This window comes from Streptomyces sp. NPDC091292 (genome assembly GCF_044757265.1).
Lineage (GTDB): Bacteria > Actinomycetota > Actinomycetes > Streptomycetales > Streptomycetaceae > Streptomyces.
Window position 1 is genome coordinate 1 of record NZ_JBIVUQ010000010.1, and the last position, 16,683, is coordinate 16,683.

Here is a 16,683-nt window from a genome sequence, read left to right on the forward strand (position 1 = left end):
TGAACGGGGCTATCCAGGACGGCTCCGACGCCGTGATCACACCAGCCACCACAAGATCATCTCACTGTGACCAGCAGTTACGGGACAACCCTTAGTCGGCGGATATGCGGGGGTTGTAGGACCTCAACAAGCACCTCGGTCTACGCAGTGCATCACCACGTGCTGCTCCCGCTGTGTGAGTATGCGGTCACCGCGAGCGGCACGGAGTCGCACTCCGGTGGACAGCCGGTGGACAGATGCTTTTGGACGAGCCAGCACGAGGCGGAACTGCAAAACCCAGCGCACACAGTCTGATCAGGCAAAACGCCACCCGACAGCACCATGCGGCATCACTCGACATGAACGCTTCCGGTCTCGTAATGCGTAGGTCTCGGGTTCGAACCCCGAAGCGGTGCCGCGAAATCCCAAGTCACGTAGCCTGTGACCGATTTTCGCATTCCATGGTCGCAGGGTCGCCTGTGACTTCCGGCAGGCGATCGAATTTGTGCCGATTCACGGGTATGGATCAGGCGCACGGAAATGATGTTCTCCGAGGACGGGTACTTACGCGTATGGAGGGGGACACGTGCGGCGGAGTGAGCCTGGGCAGGAGCCCCAGGGGGAACCTGGGAAGAGAAGCGATCACAACACTCTGAGCGGCACCGTGCACGGCTCCGCCGTCCAGGCGGGCACGGTGTACGGCGGGATCCACATCAGTACGAGGCCCGTGTCCGGTGAGGGCGCACAGTACGTTCCCTGGCAGCTCCCGCCGTCGGGCCCGCTCACCGACCGCACGGCGGAACTGGACGCGCTGGAGCGCCATCGCGACCGCGCCGCTCGCGCGGGTCATCCCACGCTGGTTTCGATCAGTGGTCTGGGCGGGGTTGGTAAAACGGCGACCGCGCTGGCCTGGCTGCACACGCTGCGCGGGCACTTCCCCGGCGGCCAGCTTTACGCGGACCTAGGCGCCCAGTCCCCGAGCGGCCCCGCGATACCGGACGAGGTGGTGAGCCGGTTCCTCCGCGCGCTGGGCGTTCCAACTGAGCGGGTGCCTGCGACGCTCCCGGAGCGGACCGCGCTCTACCGGACGTTGACCGCAGGCAGACGGCTCGTCGTGCTGCTCGATGACGCTGCCACCGCGGCCCAGGTCAGGCCGCTGTTGTTGGGCGGCCAGAACGTGACCGCCGTGACCAGCCGCCGGCGGATGCCAGGACTGACCGTTGACGGCTGTTACGCAGTTCACTTGGACCCCCTGGCTCCGGAGGCGGCGGTCGAGTTGCTGGACGTCATCCTCGCGGACGGCCGGGTGGCGGCGCAGCCAGACGAAGCGCGCGCCCTGGTCGAGCTGTGTGCAGGGTTGCCGCTCGCCGTTCGGGTCGCAGGTGCCCGGCTAGCGGCGCGCCCGGGGCGCGGTATCGCCACCATGGTGCGAGCGCTCGCCGAGGAGCACGACCGGCTGGAGGCCCTGGCCATCGAAGGCGACCACAACGTGCGGGCGACGCTGGACTTGTCGTATCAAGGGCTGCCACCAGCCGCGGCCCGGCTCTACCGGTTACTGGGGCTGCACCCGGGACCGGAGTTCGGCGGCGCGGCGGCGGACGCGGTGTTGGCGGGGCACGCGGCGGAACTGCTTGATGTGCTGCTTGACGCGAATATGGTCTTCGACGCGGGGGCCGGCGCTGTGGGCGACGCCAGTGAGGACCGCTATCGTTTCCACGCGCTCGTACGGCTGCATGCTGCCGCCAAGGCGCGGGAGGACGAACCCCCTGCGGAACGCGATGCGGCCGTCCGCCGTATCGCCGACCACTACCTGGCGAGCGCCACGCGCGCGGAGGAGATCGTCGACCCGCAGCACCGCACACTGGATCGCGACTACGGCGAGGGGCCGGTCATCACGGCGGACTTCGGTGCCGATCCCGAATCCGCGTTGGACTGGCTGGAGCGTGAACTGCCCAATCTGATGGCGGTGATCCGCCTCGCACGTCCTGCGGGGTTCCCTTCCGTTGGCTGGCAGCTCGCGGACGCCGTATGGCCCCTCTTCCTGCGTCGCAAGTTTTACGAGCATTGGCGCGCCGCCCACGAGGAAGGGCTCCTCGCAGCAACGGAGTTGGGGAACTTGGTGGCTGAGTGCCGCATGCTCACCTCCGGTGGAGTGGGCGAGCTGGGCATGGGAAACCATGAGCGCGCCCTAGAGATGTTCGAACGGGCGGCGCGGGCGTTCCGCAGCGCCGGGGACGAGCTCGGCTCCGCCCGCACACTCAACTATCGGGGGCTCGCTCACCAGAGACTCGGCCACCTGGACCGGGCGGCCGAGCTCTTTCGGCGTGCCGCCGTGGCGCTACCCATGTGCGGCGACCGACGGGCCGGCGGTCTGGCCCGGCTCAACCTCGCCGATGTCGCCCTCGTCAGAGGGCTCCACGAGGAGGCGACCGCCGACGCCGACATCGCGTACCGCACATTGCGGGACGAGGGTGACACCTACAACGTCGCACGCGCGGCTGCGCTGCTCGGCCGCGCCTATCTCGGCGTGGGCCGGCTCGACCAGGCGGAGGACCGGCTCTCCATGGCGCTCAGCACGCTGCGCGCCATGGCTGCCGATTACGAGACGGCCCGTGTGCTGGATAGCCTGGCTGGTCTCGCAGAGCGGCGCGGACAGCCAGAGCTCGCTAGGGACCGCTACCGGGAGGCACTGGATCTGTACACCTCGGCGGGACGCTCGGAATCGGCCGGTGCGCGAGCGGTACGAACCAGGCTCGGTCGGCTGGACCTACAGTCGGGCGACCGACCGGCGGGTTGGCCGGAGGAACCTGCCGCGGAGTGAGTCGGCGAGAGTCGTAAGGACACCGATTGCAGCGCCGCCACAGGCAGCTCGGCCACCATCCAAGTGTGGGCCAGCGAGGCCCAGATTCCCCAGGGTAACCCCGTTCCCGACTGTGACGCCCTCAGCCTCAGTTCGAGGCCACCGGGACCGAGTCGCAGCCAGCATTCGGGACCGTGGTGCACCGCCACCACCAGCGCGCCCGGATGACGCTGGGCCAACTCCGCAGCGCCTCGTGCCCCTTTGCCTTCACCGAGCAGTACATCTGCGAGCAGGGGCCACGGACTCGGCGCTGGAAGACCGACTCGCAGATGTTCGTCCAGAACCGCTATACCGGAGTCCGGGTGCACCAACTCGATACGGGTATGCCGCACTGCTCCGTGCACCTCGGACGTTTCGGATGCCTGGGCGATCTCATACGCTGACGACTCGAACACAGCGGCCTCGATTCCAGGCACCTCGAACGAAGTTGACTCGGACAGCACGATCGTCGGCGCCGTCACGATGCCACGCTACCCGGCTCGTCGTACCGCACTGCGACCGGAAGCCGCGCGGGCTCCGTCGTTGGTCGCACGCCCGGCGCCCGCAGCCGTAGCTTTCGGTAGATGAGCGCGCGCATCTTGTGGGCGAACTGCCCAGGCTCCGAGGTGATCCGGCCCGCGACCCGTTCGTAATCCGGTGAGCGGTACGTGGTCGAGCTGCGGTCGAGCTGCTTCCGCATCGGACGGTCCCTGCGCAGCCGAGGCGCGAAGGAACTCAGCTCCGCCAGCGGCGATCCCGGATCCACATCCGAGTCCGGAAAGCCAGCCATGAGAACGGGAGCGCCTGTCATCGCGCCGTACAGCGAGACGGAGCCGTGGTCACCCACGACGTAGTCCGCTGCTGCGACCGCCCCGATCCAGTCGCCGTACTGGTTGACTACGGTGAGCCCCGCGCGGGCGAGGTTGGCCAGCCAGCTGCGGATCTGCCACTCACTATGGGTATTCCATACGTGTGGGTGAAGCAGCACCGCGATACGGAACTCGTCCCGGGGCAGCTCTCCGACCAGCTGTTCCAGCAGCTCCATCCCCTGTCCCAGCAGCGAGTGGGGGCCCCAGGTGGAGCAGACGAGCACGAGCTGCTGCCGCGCCCTGACGCGCAGGGCCTCCCGGTACAACGCCCGCAAGGGCAGGCTCGCGACCATCCGGTCGAAGCAGGGGTCACCGACCACTACTGCGGCGGGCAGTGCCTCGGGGCACTCGCGGCCGAGGCGGGTCAGCTCCTCATGGTGTGCCAGGACGATCGCTTCGGGCACTACCGTGCCGTCCTTGATCAGCCGCTGCCTACTCAGTCCGTACACCCCGCGCTCCGTCACCGCGCGTCCACGCCGCCCGCCGGGAGTGATCTTGTTGTGTCCGGCGCCGTGTGGCAACACAATCACTGGCGAATGCAGTTCGTGAAGGCTGCCATGGGCGGCAGCCAGTGCGAGGTCGAATGGGGTCTGTATCGCCTGGCCCCAAGACAGCACCAACCCTTTCAGTTCCTCCAGAAAAGCGGCTACGCCATTGCTGAACACATCGGGTGCCGAGGTGAAGAACACCTGGACCCGTGAGTCGCCCTCCAGCAGTCGGATCGCGTCGAGCAGCCGCTGCCCAGAGGCCACCGTGTGCACTACGGCCAAGACCTTCTTGCGGATCTGGCGCGTAGCCCAGCGTTCGACATCCAGACGCACCGGCACAGGCGGCCAATGCGCTTCCGGACTTGTCACCATCATGGATTCAGTCCCCCGCTCCGGCCGATCCTCCGGCCGAGCCAGTCGTGACAGCCGCGACGATTCGCGGCCGCTGGGACAGATATCCCCCGTGGTGTGGATGGCCGACTTACGGGAATCCTGCACTCCGCGTGCAGCGGCCATGAGACAGGGACGGGGCCGTGCGCCCGCCGCGCTTCCGTGCGCGTCTGTCCGCTCCCCCTTGCTCCAGCAAGAGTTGATTGTGTTACGCGCAGACGTGCGGGCTCTGCCGGAGGCGGCAGGAAGAAGCACACCCATCGGGGGCGATGGTGGAACTTCTTGCTCTGGGACCCCTTGAACTGTGGCATCAGGGACAGCAGTTCAGGATCGGCACGGTGAAAGAGCGGTGCGTGCTGGCTGTACTCATCCACGCCCGGGGAGAACCGGTTACGGTCGACGCGCTGATGGACCGAGTCTGGGACAACGATCCGCCCCCCACAGGCGTCGACACCCTCCACACGTATCTGTCGCGATTACGGCGACGGCTGCACCTGGCGGTCGGCGACCTGGCGAATGTGGAGCGGGCCTCCGGGCGGCAGTACCGGCTCCGCGTCGATCCGGCAGACGTCGACCTACTGCGCTTCCAGCGGCTGCGCAAGGACGCGGGGGCGGCGGCCGGGCGAGGCGAACGCGAGCTGGCCCTCGGCCTTCTGCGCACTGCGGAATCGACTTGGCGGGGCGAGCCGTTGGCGGAATTCAGCAGCGCCTGGGCGGTCTCGGCACGCGCTCGGCTGATTGAGGACTACCGGAGCATACGGGAAGAACGGATCCGGCTGGAACTGGAGTTGGGGCAGCACGCCGATCTCATCGGTGAACTGCATGAGCTTGCCGCGCAGAATCCCCTCGCGCAGAGAGTGATCGCCTCGCTGATGCTGGCCCTGTACCGCTCGGGTCGGCCTCATGAAGCCCTGGCCCTCTACCGGTCCACTCGCCGGCGCCTGCAACAAGGGCAGGGGATCGAGCCGGGGGCGGAGCTTCAGGAACTTCAGCTGCGGATCCTCGAACAAGACCGTACGTTGATGGAGACCGGCTTCGAACCGGGCGCCGCTACCTCACCCGCAGAACCGACTGTACCGGCATCCGAGACGGCCGTCCCGGCGGAGCCCCGTAACAACCTTCCGCGTGACACTCAAGACTTCACCGGTCGTACGAGCGAACTGCGGATACTGCTGCAGGATTTCCCGCCCCACTCCGTATCCGGCTCCGCACCCGGTCTTACCTCCGAAGGCCCCTCGACGACTGCCCTGCCGCTGACCGTCGTGCACGGAATGCCGGGCATCGGGAAGACCGCTCTGGCTATCCACGCAGCACACCGGCTGAGTATGTTTTATCCCGATGGCCAGTTCTACGTTGATTTGCGTGCGCATAGCGGACAACAGCCTTGTGAACCTGCCGAGGCGCTAGGCGTGCTGCTCCACGCCTCCGGGGCGCCCGAGAAACTGCCCGACTCGCTCGATGAGCGCGCTGCCAGATGGCGGGAGTGGACGGCCCGTCACCGCGCACTGGTGGTCATCGACAATGCCAGGGACGCTGCCCAGGTCAGCCCTTTGCTGCCTGGCGCTGCGACTTGCCGTGTGATCGTGACAAGCCGAAACCGTCTTGCGGGGCTCGACGGCGCCACATTGCTCTTCGTAGACGTCATGTCCGAGGCGGAGGCGGGCTCGCTTTTCTCCCGCATCGTGGGTGCCGCCCGGTCTGGCGATGCCACGGCCCTGCAACGTCTCGTTGACGCGTGCGACCGGCATCCACTCGCGCTGCAACTTCTCGCGAGCCGCTTTCGACACCGGCATTCCTGGGATTTGTACCATCTGCTTGACCGGTTGACTCAAGCCGCCGACCCTCTCGATGAATTCGATGGCGCTGTGGCGTCGGTCTTTCGGTTCTCGTATGCCGAGCTTAGCTCCCGAGCGCAAGAATTGTTCCACCGTCTGGCACTGCACACAGGCCCTGACATCACCCTCCGTGCGACGGCCGCGCTCGTCGGCTCGGACATCACGCAAATCCGCAGGAGCGTGGAGGAACTACTCGACTGTCACTTGCTCGAAGAGCCCCTCCGCGACCGTTATCGGCTCCATGATCTCGCCCGCGCATTCGGCCTTCAAGTCGGCGCTCGGACGGAACCGGAGACCACGCGCCGCGAGGCGGTCGACCGGCTCTTTGCGTACTACCTCACGACCGCGCACCGCGCTGATCGCTTTGTCTACCCGCACCGTCGTACGCTCCCCCTGGGACCGGAACGGGAATCCCCGTATGCGTCCCGATTGGCTGACTCGGACCAGGCATCGGTGTGGCTGGCCGTGGAACGCGCGAACCTCCTCGCCGTTGCTCGCCGCGCCGCCGCCGAGTCCCCGGCGTACGCCGCGCTGTTCCCGCACGTATTGGCCACCTCGCTCAAACTCTGGGGTACGTGGGAGATCGCGGCCGAGTTGTACGGCGCGGCGGTTTCGGCCCTGCGCGCCAGTGGCGACCGGGAGGCCCTCGCTAGGACCCTGGTGGAGCACGCGGATGTGCTGGCCCGGAAAGATCACGACAACGCACTACGTTGTGCGGCCGAGTCTCTGGCTCTCTCTAAGGATCTTCACGACCCCCGCGGTTGTGCCGATGCACTCTTCCAGTCGGGTCGGGCTCACCTCGCGGCAGGCCAGGGTGAAGTTACCCTTCGCATTCTGGACCAGGCGCTGATGCTGTACAGGAATGTCGACGACAGGCACGGAGAAGCCGAGTGCCTCAACGTCCAAGGTATGGCGTTGTATTACGCTGGGCGGTACGACGAGGCGCGCCAGAGGGTCCAGACGATGCTCGACATCCACGAGAATCTCGGCGATTTCCTGGGACAGGCCAGAGCGATGAATAATCTGGGTGAGCTGTGTTATATCCAGGGGCGTTACGAGGATGCCCGTGGCTACTACGAGCAGTCCTTGGCCCTGGTGCAACAGTGCGGCGGTCGGCAGGAGTTCGCAATTCTTGACGCCAACCTTGGTTCCGTCCACCAGGCGACCGGGCAGACGGCCGTCGCGCTTGCGTACTTCCACAGAGCCCTGCGCAGCCGTCGAGCGAGCGGGGACACTTCGGGGGAGGCGAGCGTACTTATCAGCCTGGGAACGGTTTACGCGGAGATGGGACGCAGAGGCGAGGCCCTGTTGCACTTCACCAGGGCGGAGGAGGCCACCCGTGGCATTGGCAGCCCCCACGAGCGCCAGCGAGCGTTGATCGGCATAGCCAAGAACCACCTTGATTCGGGGCGACTCGGCACCGCGCTGAAGGTTTATGAACAAGCGCTGGATATAGCTGAGGGAATCGGATTTCCTCTTGGTTCTGCGAATGCCCTGGCGGGGCTCTCACGGACCGCGCTGTCCTCGCAGAGCATTGGAATGGCGCGCCGCTACGGCGAACAGGCGGTCACCATCTTCCAGAACCTTGGAGCCGAAGCTGAAATCCAGAGTCTGCGGCATCTGCTACGCGAGCAAGACGTGACCGGCTCCTGAGTGTCTTCAAGCACTTCGCAGGGAGCAGGCATGCTGCCCGAGGGGGCAGACGCTTGCGCGACGGCCCCCATAGACCTACATCACCACATCCACTCGAACGGGAATGTGCTCGCGGCGGTGGCGGCAGGGTGTTTGCAAATGCTCACAGCTCTCCATCTGGTTGAACCGAGTTCTTGCTCGCAGAATCTATACGATTCAGGCTGCATGTGAGGACACGATTGTATGAAGTCGATCAAGGAGCTAGATGGCAGGCTGTGCGCAGGAGCAATCCAAGTCGGACGGCACCCATCCATGCCAGGGCGGGCCCTGCGGTGGACGACGTCGATGACCTTATAACCGCCACTGGCGGGATCGCCGCGAGGGTCGCTCGCGGGGGTAGGCGGTCACGTTCCAGCCTACGAGGGAGGCCAGTTCTCCAACCAAGCGGGTGCGACCCAGGAAGGAGTTTCGGGGCCTCCGCGGGAGCCGGGTGATGTCGAGTGGACCGTCGAGGAGGAGGGAGACGCTGTAGAAGAGCGCTCCGCGTACTCCGGTCGGCATGGGACGGAGGGCAAGGCCGCGCAGCGGGCTCGGCTCGGGGAGGAAGGGTGTCGTGGCGGGATGCGGATCTCCTGGACAGGGGTTGATGCGACCGGGGCCCGTGAGACCGCTGAGCCACCAGTGCAACCCTGACGTCCGACGTAGCGAACTGAGGTCTGTTCGGTAGTCGGAAGGCGCATACTGGCGGGCCCCTCTCGGCCAAGCCCGTAGCGGATCATTGAGGTGGGGCAGATTCTCCGACTGCTGGCCGAGACCGGTGCCCAGCCCGACAACTCTGGACATGGTGTCCGCACCCGCTTCCACTACGCGTCCCGTTGCGATGGCTGGAGGGTGAAGTTAGAAAGACTGTCGCTGGCAGGGCAGGGCAGGGCAGGGGCACCGCTTCGCGTATGTCGAAGTCAGCAAACCGCCGCGGCACGCCAGCCTGCTCCAGGCAACTCGCGCAGCGACGGTATGGCGTGCGGCGCTCCTGTGCGAAAGCCGTGACACGTCTACCGTGGCTGTTGTTGGGCGACTGGAGATAGCCCCAAGGAGCTTAGATGGAAGCCGAGTTGGTGGCATTGGCGACGTCAGGTGCTAGTACGGTCGTCGCACTGATGGCGAGCGATGGTTGGAACGCGGTGAGGTCGCGCGTTGTTGCGCTGCTGCAGCGAGGCAGCCGGGCGCAAGAGGACGTGGATCGAGTCGAGGGTGAACTGGAGCTGGACCGCCGCGAGTTGGCGGCTGCCCGGGACGGAGACGACGCTGCCGTGATCGCCGACCTTGAGGCGGCCTGGCGGATCCGGTTGCGGCAGTTGCTTGGCGAGGACCCCTCCGCATCAGCAGTGCTCCGGGAACTGATCGCGGAGGCAAGTACCGGTTCGGGCACAGTCCGCAACACCATCAGCGGCGGTGAGTTCCGTCAGGCGGTCATCCAGACGGGAAGCATTCACGGTGGTGTGCATCTGGGCTGACGCGGTCGGTCAGCATGCGCCTTGGTGAGTACCAGCACCGTCAGTGACCTCAAGTTCCGGCGAAGGCCAGTGCACGGCTGCCTCTCCTCAAGCAGTAACTCGCCGGCTATGCACGGCCCGAGTGCACCATGAAGAAGGAGCCACCAGGAGCTTGTCCTCATCTCCTCTGCGAGGAGCAACAATGTCAAGTGGCGAGCTTCAGCGGTTAGACCATGCGCGACTCTTCGCAGGGCGGTCATCCGTCATGACAGTCCACTCCCAGAGGAACGAATCGCGACGTCGTACACGCGTGGTTCCGAGAGGGACGGAGGTGGCGCAGGGGCCCCGGCCCTGGCTGACGAGGCCCCTGCTGATGATCGTTCTCCCAGGGACTTTTCAGGGACTTTCAGCTCTGTCAGAGGGACTTTTCAGGGACGATCCGCTGTGCAAGCGGGAAAGTCCATGACAGAGCTGAAAGGTGAGAAACACCTGGTCAAGTCACATCTTCTCAGCACTCGATGATGTTCACCGCAAGCCCGCCCCGCGCCGTTTCCTTGTACTTCACGCTCATGTCCGCGCCCGTCTCCTTCATCGTCTTGATGACCTTGTCGAGGGACACCTTGTGGCTGCCGTCGCCTCGCATCGCCATCTTCGCGGCCGTGACGGCCTTCACCGCCGCCATGCCGTTCCGCTCGATGCATGGGATCTGGACGAGACCGCCGACCGGGTCGCAGGTCAGGCCGAGGTTGTGTTCCATGCCGATCTCGGCGGCGTTCTCGACCTGTTCGGGGCTGCCGCCCAGGACCTCCGCGAGGGCGCCCGCCGCCATCGAGCAGGCGGAGCCCACCTCGCCCTGGCAGCCCACCTCGGCACCGGAGATCGACGCGTTCTCCTTGAACAGCATGCCGATCGCGCCCGCCGCGAGCAGGAAGCGGACCACGTCCTCGTCCTTGTCGCGGGCGGAGCCGCCGGCCACGAAGTTGATGAAGTAGTGCAGGACGGCGGGGATGATGCCGGCGGCGCCGTTCGTCGGCGCGGTCACCACCCGGCCGCCCGCCGCGTTCTCCTCGTTCACCGCCATCGCGTACAGCGTGATCCACTCCATCGCGTGCGCCGCCGGGTCGCCCTCGGCGCGCAGTTGCCGGGCGGACGTGGCCGCGCGGCGCCGCACCTTCAGGCCGCCCGGCAGGATGCCCTCGCGGGCCATCCCGCGCGCCACGCAGCGCTGCATGACCTGCCAGATCTCCAGCAGGCCGTCGTGGATCTCCTCCTCGGTGCGCCACGCCTTCTCGTTCTCCAGCATCAGCGAGGAGATCGACAGACCGGTGTCCTTCGACAGCCGCAGCAGCTCGTCACCCGTGCGGAACGGGTACTTCAGCACCGTGTCGTCCAGCTTGATCCGGTCCGCGCCGACCGCGTCCTCGTCCACGACGAAGCCGCCGCCCACGGAGTAGTACGTCTTCTCCAGGACCAGGCCGCCGGCCTCGTCGTACGCGAAGATCGTCATGCCGTTGGCGTGGTACGGGAGGGTCTTGCGGCGGTGCAGGACCAGGTCGTCGGCGTAGGCGAACGCGATCTCGTGCGCCCCCAGGAGGCTGAGGCGGCCGGTCGTCCGGATCGTCTCCACCCGCTCGTCGGCGTTCTCCACGTCGACCGTGCGCGGCGACTCGCCCTCCAGGCCGAGCAGCACCGCCTTGGGGGTGCCGTGTCCGTGGCCGGTCGCGCCGAGGGAGCCGTACAGCTCGGCGCGTATCGCCGTGGTGTGGGCGAGCAGCCCGTCGTTCTTCAGGCGCCGCGCGAACATCCGGGCCGCACGCATCGGGCCGACCGTATGGGAGCTGGACGGGCCGATACCGATCGAGAACAGGTCGAAGACCGAGATGGCCACGGGGAACTCCTAGCTGGGTTGGTAGACGCCGTTGTCTGCCGGGTCGTGCCGAGCGGGTGCGGGTGCGGGTGCCGGGTCGGGGCACCACGTCCACCTTCCGGGTACGTGGTGCCCCGCGTGTGTCCTGCGGCGGGACCGGGGCCTACAGCCCCGGGTACAGCGGGTGCTTCGCGGCCAGCGCGGTCACCCGCGCCCGGAGGGCGTCCGCGTCGTACGACGGCTTCAGCGCCTCGGCGATGACGTCCGCGACCTCACGGAAGTCCTCGGTGGTGAAACCGCGGGTGGCGAGCGCCGGGGTGCCGATCCGCAGGCCCGAGGTGACCATCGGGGGCCGGGGGTCGTTCGGGACGGCGTTGCGGTTGACCGTGATGCCGACCTCGTGGAGCCGGTCCTCGGCCTGCTGGCCGTCCAGCTCCGACTCGCGCAGGTCCACCAGGACCAGGTGCACATCGGTGCCGCCGGACAGCACGTTCACCCCGGCCGCGCGGGCGTCGTCCTGGACGAGCCGCTCGGCGAGGATGTGCGCGCCCTCCAGGGTGCGCCGCTGGCGCTCCTTGAAGTCCTCGGACGCCGCGACCTTGAAGGAGACCGCCTTCGCCGCGATGACGTGTTCCAGCGGACCGCCCTGCTGGCCGGGGAACACCGCCGAGTTGATCTTCTTGGCCAGCTCCTGCGTGGACAGGATCACGCCACCGCGCGGACCGCCGAGGGTCTTGTGCGTGGTGGTGGTCACGACATGGGCGTGCGGCACCGGGTTGGGGTGCAGCCCGGCGGCCACCAGACCGGCGAAGTGCGCCATGTCGACCATCAGATACGCGCCGACCTCGTCCGCGATCCGGCGGAACGCCGCGAAGTCGAGCTGCCGGGGGTACGCGGACCAGCCGGCGACGATCAGCTTCGGCCGGGCCTCCTTGGCGAGCTTCTCGACCTCGGCCATGTCGACCTGGCCGGTGGCGTCGTCCACGTGGTACGCGACCACGTTGTACAGCTTGCCCGAGAAGTTGATCTTCATGCCGTGGGTCAGGTGCCCGCCGTGCGCGAGGTTCAGACCCATGATCGTGTCGCCGGGCTTGAGCAGCGCGAACATCGCCGCCGCGTTGGCCTGGGCGCCCGAGTGGGGCTGCACATTGGCGTGCTCGGCGCCGAACAGCGCCTTGACCCGGTCGATCGCGATCTGCTCGACCACGTCGACGTGCTCGCAGCCGCCGTAGTAGCGGCGGCCCGGGTAGCCCTCGGCGTACTTGTTGGTGAGGACCGAGCCCTGGGCCTCCATCACGGCGACCGGGGCGAAGTTCTCCGACGCGATCATTTCGAGCGTCGACTGCTGACGGTGCAGCTCGGCGTCGACGGCCGCGGCGACGTCCGGGTCGAGTTCGTGGAGAGACTGGTTCAGAAGTGACATCAGAAGATCCCTACGGGTCGGGGTCAGCCGGCGAAAGCGGTGTACTCGTCCGCCGAGAGCAGGTCGCCCGGCTCATCGGAGACGCGCACCTTGAACAGCCAACCACCCTCGAACGGGGCGGAGTTCACCAGCGACGGGTCCTCCACGACGTCCTGGTTGGCGGCGACGACCTCACCGGTCACGGGGGAGTACAGATCGCTCACCGACTTGGTCGACTCCAGCTCACCGCAGGTCTCACCCGCGGTCACCGTGGCACCGACCTCCGGAAGCTGTACGTACACGACGTCACCGAGCGCGTTGGCCGCGTGCTCCGTGATCCCGACCGTCGACACGCCGTCATCGGCGGCCGACAGCCACTCGTGCTCCTTGCTGTAGCGCAGCTGCTCGGGGTTGCTCATGTCCTGAATTCTCCTGTACGCGGGGGAGTGCTGGTGGACGCGGGGCGGTGCCGGGAGACCCGGCGGCCCCGCGGCGGAGGTGGGAAGCGAGGGGAAGGAAAGGGGCGGTACGGACGGTGTGCGGGAGGTCACTTCCCGCACGAGGTCACTTCTCGCGCTTGTAGCGTCACTTCTCGCGCTTGTAGAACGGCAGCGCCACGACCTCGTACGGCTCGTGCGTACCGCGGATGTCGACCCCCACACCGGACGTGCCCGGAGCGGCGTGCGCGGCGTCCACGTACGCCATGGCGATCGGCCGGCCGAGCGTCGGCGACGGCGCGCCCGACGTGACCTCGCCGACCGTCTCACCGGCCGCGACCACCGAGAACCCGGCGCGCGGCACCCGGCGGCCGTCGGCGATCAGCCCGACCAGCTTGCGCGGCGGATTCGTGGCGGCCCGCTCGGCCGCGGCGGCCAGGGCCGCGCGCCCCACGAAGTCGCCGTCCTTCTCGAACTTCACGACCCGGCCGAGCCCGGCGTCGAACGGCGTCAGCGCGGTCGTCAGCTCATGCCCGTACAGCGGCATGCCCGCCTCCAGGCGGAGCGTGTCCCGGCAGGACAGCCCGCACGGCACCAGACCGGCTCCCTGCCCGGCGTCGGTCAGCGCCCGCCACAGCTTCTCGGCGTCGGCGGGCGCCACGAACAGCTCGAAGCCGTCCTCGCCCGTGTATCCGGTGCGCGCGATCAGGGCCGGTACGCCGGCGACCGTGCCGGGCAGCCCGGCGTAGTACTTCAGGCCGTCGAGGTCGGCGTCGGTGACAGACTTCAGGATGCCGGGGGACTCGGGGCCCTGGATCGCGAGCAGCGCGTACGCGTCCCGGTCGTCGCGGACCTCGGCGTCGAACCCGGCGGCCCGCTCGGTGAGCGCGTCGAGGACGATCTGCGCGTTGCCCGCGTTCGCGACGACGAGGTACGTGGGGGAGGGGGCGTCGGCGAGGCGGTACACGATCAGGTCGTCGAGGATGCCGCCGTCCTCCTGGCAGATCATGGTGTAGCGGGCGCGGCCGACGCCGACCGTGCCGATGTTGCCGACCAGGGCGTAGTTCAGGACATCCACGGCCCCCGGGCCTGTGACGGTGATCTCACCCATGTGGGACAGGTCGAAGAGTCCGGCGCGGGTCCGTACGGCCACGTGCTCGTCGCGCTCGCTGCCGTACCGCAGCGGCATGTCCCAGCCCGCGAAGTCGGTCATGGTCGCGCCGAGCGACCGGTGCAGGGCGTCGAGCGCGGTATGACGGGGTGCAGTGCTCGGGGCATTGCTCATGAGGGGGTGCTCCCAGGGCATGACGGGCGAGGTCGATCCTCCCCATCTGTCATCGGAACCTGAGAGGTTCGCCGGGAGTCCACCGCTGGGCGGATCCGGCTTGCACCTTGGGTGGAGCCGCGGTCGTCGGACACGGCGGTCGGAGACGGCGGCTCGCTTTTCAGATGTGCCTCGCCCACGCGGTATCTGGGCCTGAGAGATTCAAGGGAGGGACTTGCTCCTTCGGCGCCCCGGTGGTGACCGAGGGCTCTCCCGCGTGGATTCAAGCGGCCTGTATGCAGTTGGCGGGCTCATCATTGCACGCATCCGGGCGACACGGCAGGGCGGTGTTCGGACGGTGTTCGGGTCGAGGGCGGGTCGAGGGCGGGTCAAGGGCGGGTCGAGGGCAGGCGCGGACGGTCGGAGCGCGACGACCGGACGGCGTTCGGGTAGTGGCCTGTAACCGCCTTGTGGCAGGACCAGGACGGAATCGCGGTTCACCCCGCATTACCTTCTCTTTACACTCGACGGGGAAGGCTCACGTGGACCCCAGGGGGAGGACGCTCACGGTGAACAGGACCAGGGTGTACGCGACGGCGACCGGTGTCGCGCTGCCCAAGCAGCCCGGTGCCCCGAGGGTGGAGACCTTCGCCGAGGGGCACACGGCCGTCGTCCGTGATCTGCGGGCCCGCGCGGGCCGCAGCCCGCACCGGCTCCGCTTCGCCGCCGGTGACCTGGCCGTCGTCTCGGGCCTGCCCGGCAGCGGCAAGTCCACGCTGATGCGGCGCACGGTCACCGGCCCCCGTATCGACTCGCAGGACACCCGCGACCGCTGGGCGGCCCGCGTACCGGGCTTCGTGCCGTACGGCGTCTACCGGCCGCTGGTCCGCCTCGCCCACTTCGCGGGCCTGCGCCGCGCGCTGCGCACCGGCGAGAGCGTCGTCGTCCACGACTGCGGTACGCAGCGATGGGTCCGCCGCTGGCTCGCCCGCGAGGCCCGCAGGCGCGGGACCACGCTGCATCTGCTGCTGCTCGACGTCCCGCCGGACACCGCGCTCGACGGCCAGCGGGAGCGCGGCAGGGGAGTGTCGCGGTACGCGTTCGGGCGGCACCGCAGGACCGTCGGGCGGCTGGTGCGGGACGCCGAGCGCGGTGACCTGCCGCCGGGGTGCCGCTCCGCGCTGCTCCTGGACCGGACGGCGGCGGACGTGCTGCGCGCGATCCGCTTCGACCGCTGACCGCCAGCCGGGCGACCGCGTGGCGCGAGGGCGGTACGCGTTAGGGTGCGAGCCGCAGAAACAGCGGTCCCGAGCAGGTGGTTGACGATGGAGATACCGGCACAGACGGCCCACGCCATGGCGTACGGCGGATGGCCCGGCAACGAGCTGGAGGAGGTGCTCGCCGCCTCGGTCGGCGCGGCGGCACCCTCGGCGGGCGGCCGGATCATCGAAGTACTCGGCCGCAGCCACCTCTGGGTACCGCTTCCGGCCGGCGGCGGCCCCACCAGCCCCACCCTCGACCTGCCCATGCTGGAGATCGACGGCCAGGGCTATGTCCCGGTGTTCAGCTCCGAGCAGCAGTTCCTCCAGGTCGTCGGCGACCGGATGGGCCGTACCGTCGCGCCCGCCGTCGAGTTCGCGCGCGGACTCCCGCCGCAGCTCGGCATCGTGATCAACCCCGACGGCGCCGTCGGGGTCCCGCTCCCGCCGGCCGCCGTCGCCGAACTGTGCCGCTTCGGACGCACTCCGCTCGACGGCGCCGCGAGCGGTGGCCGGGTGCGCCTGTTCGAACCGGACTGGCAGCACGACCCGGTGGACTTCCTGGCCGCCGCCACCGCCGAGTTCGCGGCGACCGGCGTCGTGGCGAGCGCCCGCCGCTGCCTGGCCAGTGTCGAGGGCGGCGACCCGGTGCTGTTCGTCGGCGTCGAACTGAGCCGCTGGGACGAGTCCGTACGCGAACTGCCCCTGGACGCCCTCGGCCGGGCGCTCGGCCGGGCGCCCGTGAGCTGGCCGGTGAACCTGGTGCTGCTCGACGCGGCGCAGGACCCGGTGGTCGACTGGATGCGCGAGAAGGTCCGGCCGTTCTACGTCCACGGGCAGCACTGAGCCGGGCGCCGCACACTCCCGGGTCCCGCGACCGCGATACGACCCGGCGGCCGGTGCGTCAAGCCGGTGCCGGGATCGCCGCA

Annotated in this window: 11 protein-coding genes and 1 riboswitch; of the genes, 6 read left to right on the forward strand and 5 right to left on the reverse strand. The window is 68.3% G+C overall.

From position 1 onward, the window contains the following. Positions 1-565: 565 nt before the first annotated feature. Positions 566-2,800, forward strand: a complete 2,235-nt coding sequence (locus ACIQNU_RS25355; RefSeq protein WP_401370554.1) for an ATP-binding protein — start codon at positions 566-568, stop codon at positions 2,798-2,800. A 173-nt stretch (positions 2,801-2,973) separates the two neighbouring features. Then, entirely contained in the window at positions 2,974-3,222 is a 249-nt protein-coding gene (locus ACIQNU_RS25360) for a hypothetical protein (protein ID WP_401370556.1), read from the forward strand. A gap of 74 nt (positions 3,223-3,296) precedes the next feature. On the opposite strand, the gene ACIQNU_RS25365 is transcribed toward ACIQNU_RS25360, so the two are convergent. Further along, complete coding sequence (locus ACIQNU_RS25365; protein ID WP_401370558.1) at positions 3,297-4,550, reverse strand: hypothetical protein; 1,254 nt, start codon at positions 4,548-4,550, stop codon at positions 3,297-3,299. A 284-nt stretch (positions 4,551-4,834) separates the two neighbouring features. On the opposite strand from ACIQNU_RS25365, the gene ACIQNU_RS25370 reads away from it, so the two are divergent. Then, positions 4,835-8,053, forward strand: a complete 3,219-nt coding sequence (locus tag ACIQNU_RS25370; RefSeq protein WP_401370561.1) for an AfsR/SARP family transcriptional regulator — start codon at positions 4,835-4,837, stop codon at positions 8,051-8,053. Between the two features lie 1,079 nt (positions 8,054-9,132). After that, positions 9,133-9,546, forward strand: a complete 414-nt coding sequence (locus ACIQNU_RS25375; protein ID WP_401370563.1) for a hypothetical protein — start codon at positions 9,133-9,135, stop codon at positions 9,544-9,546. Positions 9,547-10,033: 487 nt separating this feature from the next. Here the strand turns inward: ACIQNU_RS25375 and ACIQNU_RS25380 are convergent, their stop codons facing one another. The 4 genes from ACIQNU_RS25380 to gcvT all read right to left on the reverse strand — a co-directional run bounded on the left by ACIQNU_RS25380 (position 10,034) and on the right by gcvT (position 14,516). Next, positions 10,034-11,413, reverse strand: coding sequence for an L-serine ammonia-lyase (locus ACIQNU_RS25380; protein ID WP_401370565.1), 1,380 nt, complete (start codon positions 11,411-11,413; stop codon positions 10,034-10,036). Positions 11,414-11,555: 142 nt separating this feature from the next. Continuing rightward, on the reverse strand, positions 11,556-12,815 hold the full coding sequence (glyA, locus tag ACIQNU_RS25385; RefSeq protein WP_401370567.1) for a serine hydroxymethyltransferase: 1,260 nt from the start codon (positions 12,813-12,815) through the stop codon (positions 11,556-11,558). 23 nt (positions 12,816-12,838) lie between these two features. Beyond that, positions 12,839-13,213 (reverse strand): glycine cleavage system protein GcvH, encoded by a 375-nt coding sequence (gcvH, locus tag ACIQNU_RS25390; protein WP_401370570.1) that lies wholly within the window; start codon positions 13,211-13,213, stop codon positions 12,839-12,841. 166 nt (positions 13,214-13,379) lie between these two features. Further along, on the reverse strand, positions 13,380-14,516 hold the full coding sequence (gcvT, locus tag ACIQNU_RS25395; protein ID WP_401370572.1) for a glycine cleavage system aminomethyltransferase GcvT: 1,137 nt from the start codon (positions 14,514-14,516) through the stop codon (positions 13,380-13,382). Positions 14,517-14,686: 170 nt separating this feature from the next. Continuing rightward, positions 14,687-14,781: riboswitch (glycine riboswitch) on the reverse strand. Between the two features lie 283 nt (positions 14,782-15,064). On the opposite strand from gcvT, the gene ACIQNU_RS25400 reads away from it, so the two are divergent. Then, positions 15,065-15,733, forward strand: coding sequence for an AAA family ATPase (locus ACIQNU_RS25400; RefSeq protein ID WP_401370575.1), 669 nt, complete (start codon positions 15,065-15,067; stop codon positions 15,731-15,733). 87 nt (positions 15,734-15,820) lie between these two features. Next, the gene (locus ACIQNU_RS25405) at positions 15,821-16,600 is read left to right on the forward strand and encodes an enhanced serine sensitivity protein SseB (RefSeq protein WP_401370578.1); all 780 of its coding nucleotides are present in this window, start codon (positions 15,821-15,823) and stop codon (positions 16,598-16,600) included. Positions 16,601-16,683 lie beyond the last annotated feature (83 nt).

Coding starts and splice junctions, on each gene's coding strand:
- ACIQNU_RS25365 (WP_401370558.1), bottom strand. CDS start 4,550: ATGATGGTGACAAGTCCGGAAGCGCATTGGCCGCCTGTGCCGGTGCGT.
- ACIQNU_RS25370 (WP_401370561.1), top strand. CDS start 4,835: ATGGTGGAACTTCTTGCTCTGGGACCCCTTGAACTGTGGCATCAGGGA.
- ACIQNU_RS25375 (WP_401370563.1), top strand. CDS start 9,133: ATGGAAGCCGAGTTGGTGGCATTGGCGACGTCAGGTGCTAGTACGGTC.
- glyA (WP_401370567.1), bottom strand. CDS start 12,815: ATGTCACTTCTGAACCAGTCTCTCCACGAACTCGACCCGGACGTCGCC.
- gcvH (WP_401370570.1), bottom strand. CDS start 13,213: ATGAGCAACCCCGAGCAGCTGCGCTACAGCAAGGAGCACGAGTGGCTG.
- gcvT (WP_401370572.1), bottom strand. CDS start 14,516: ATGAGCAATGCCCCGAGCACTGCACCCCGTCATACCGCGCTCGACGCC.
- ACIQNU_RS25405 (WP_401370578.1), top strand. CDS start 15,821: ATGGAGATACCGGCACAGACGGCCCACGCCATGGCGTACGGCGGATGG.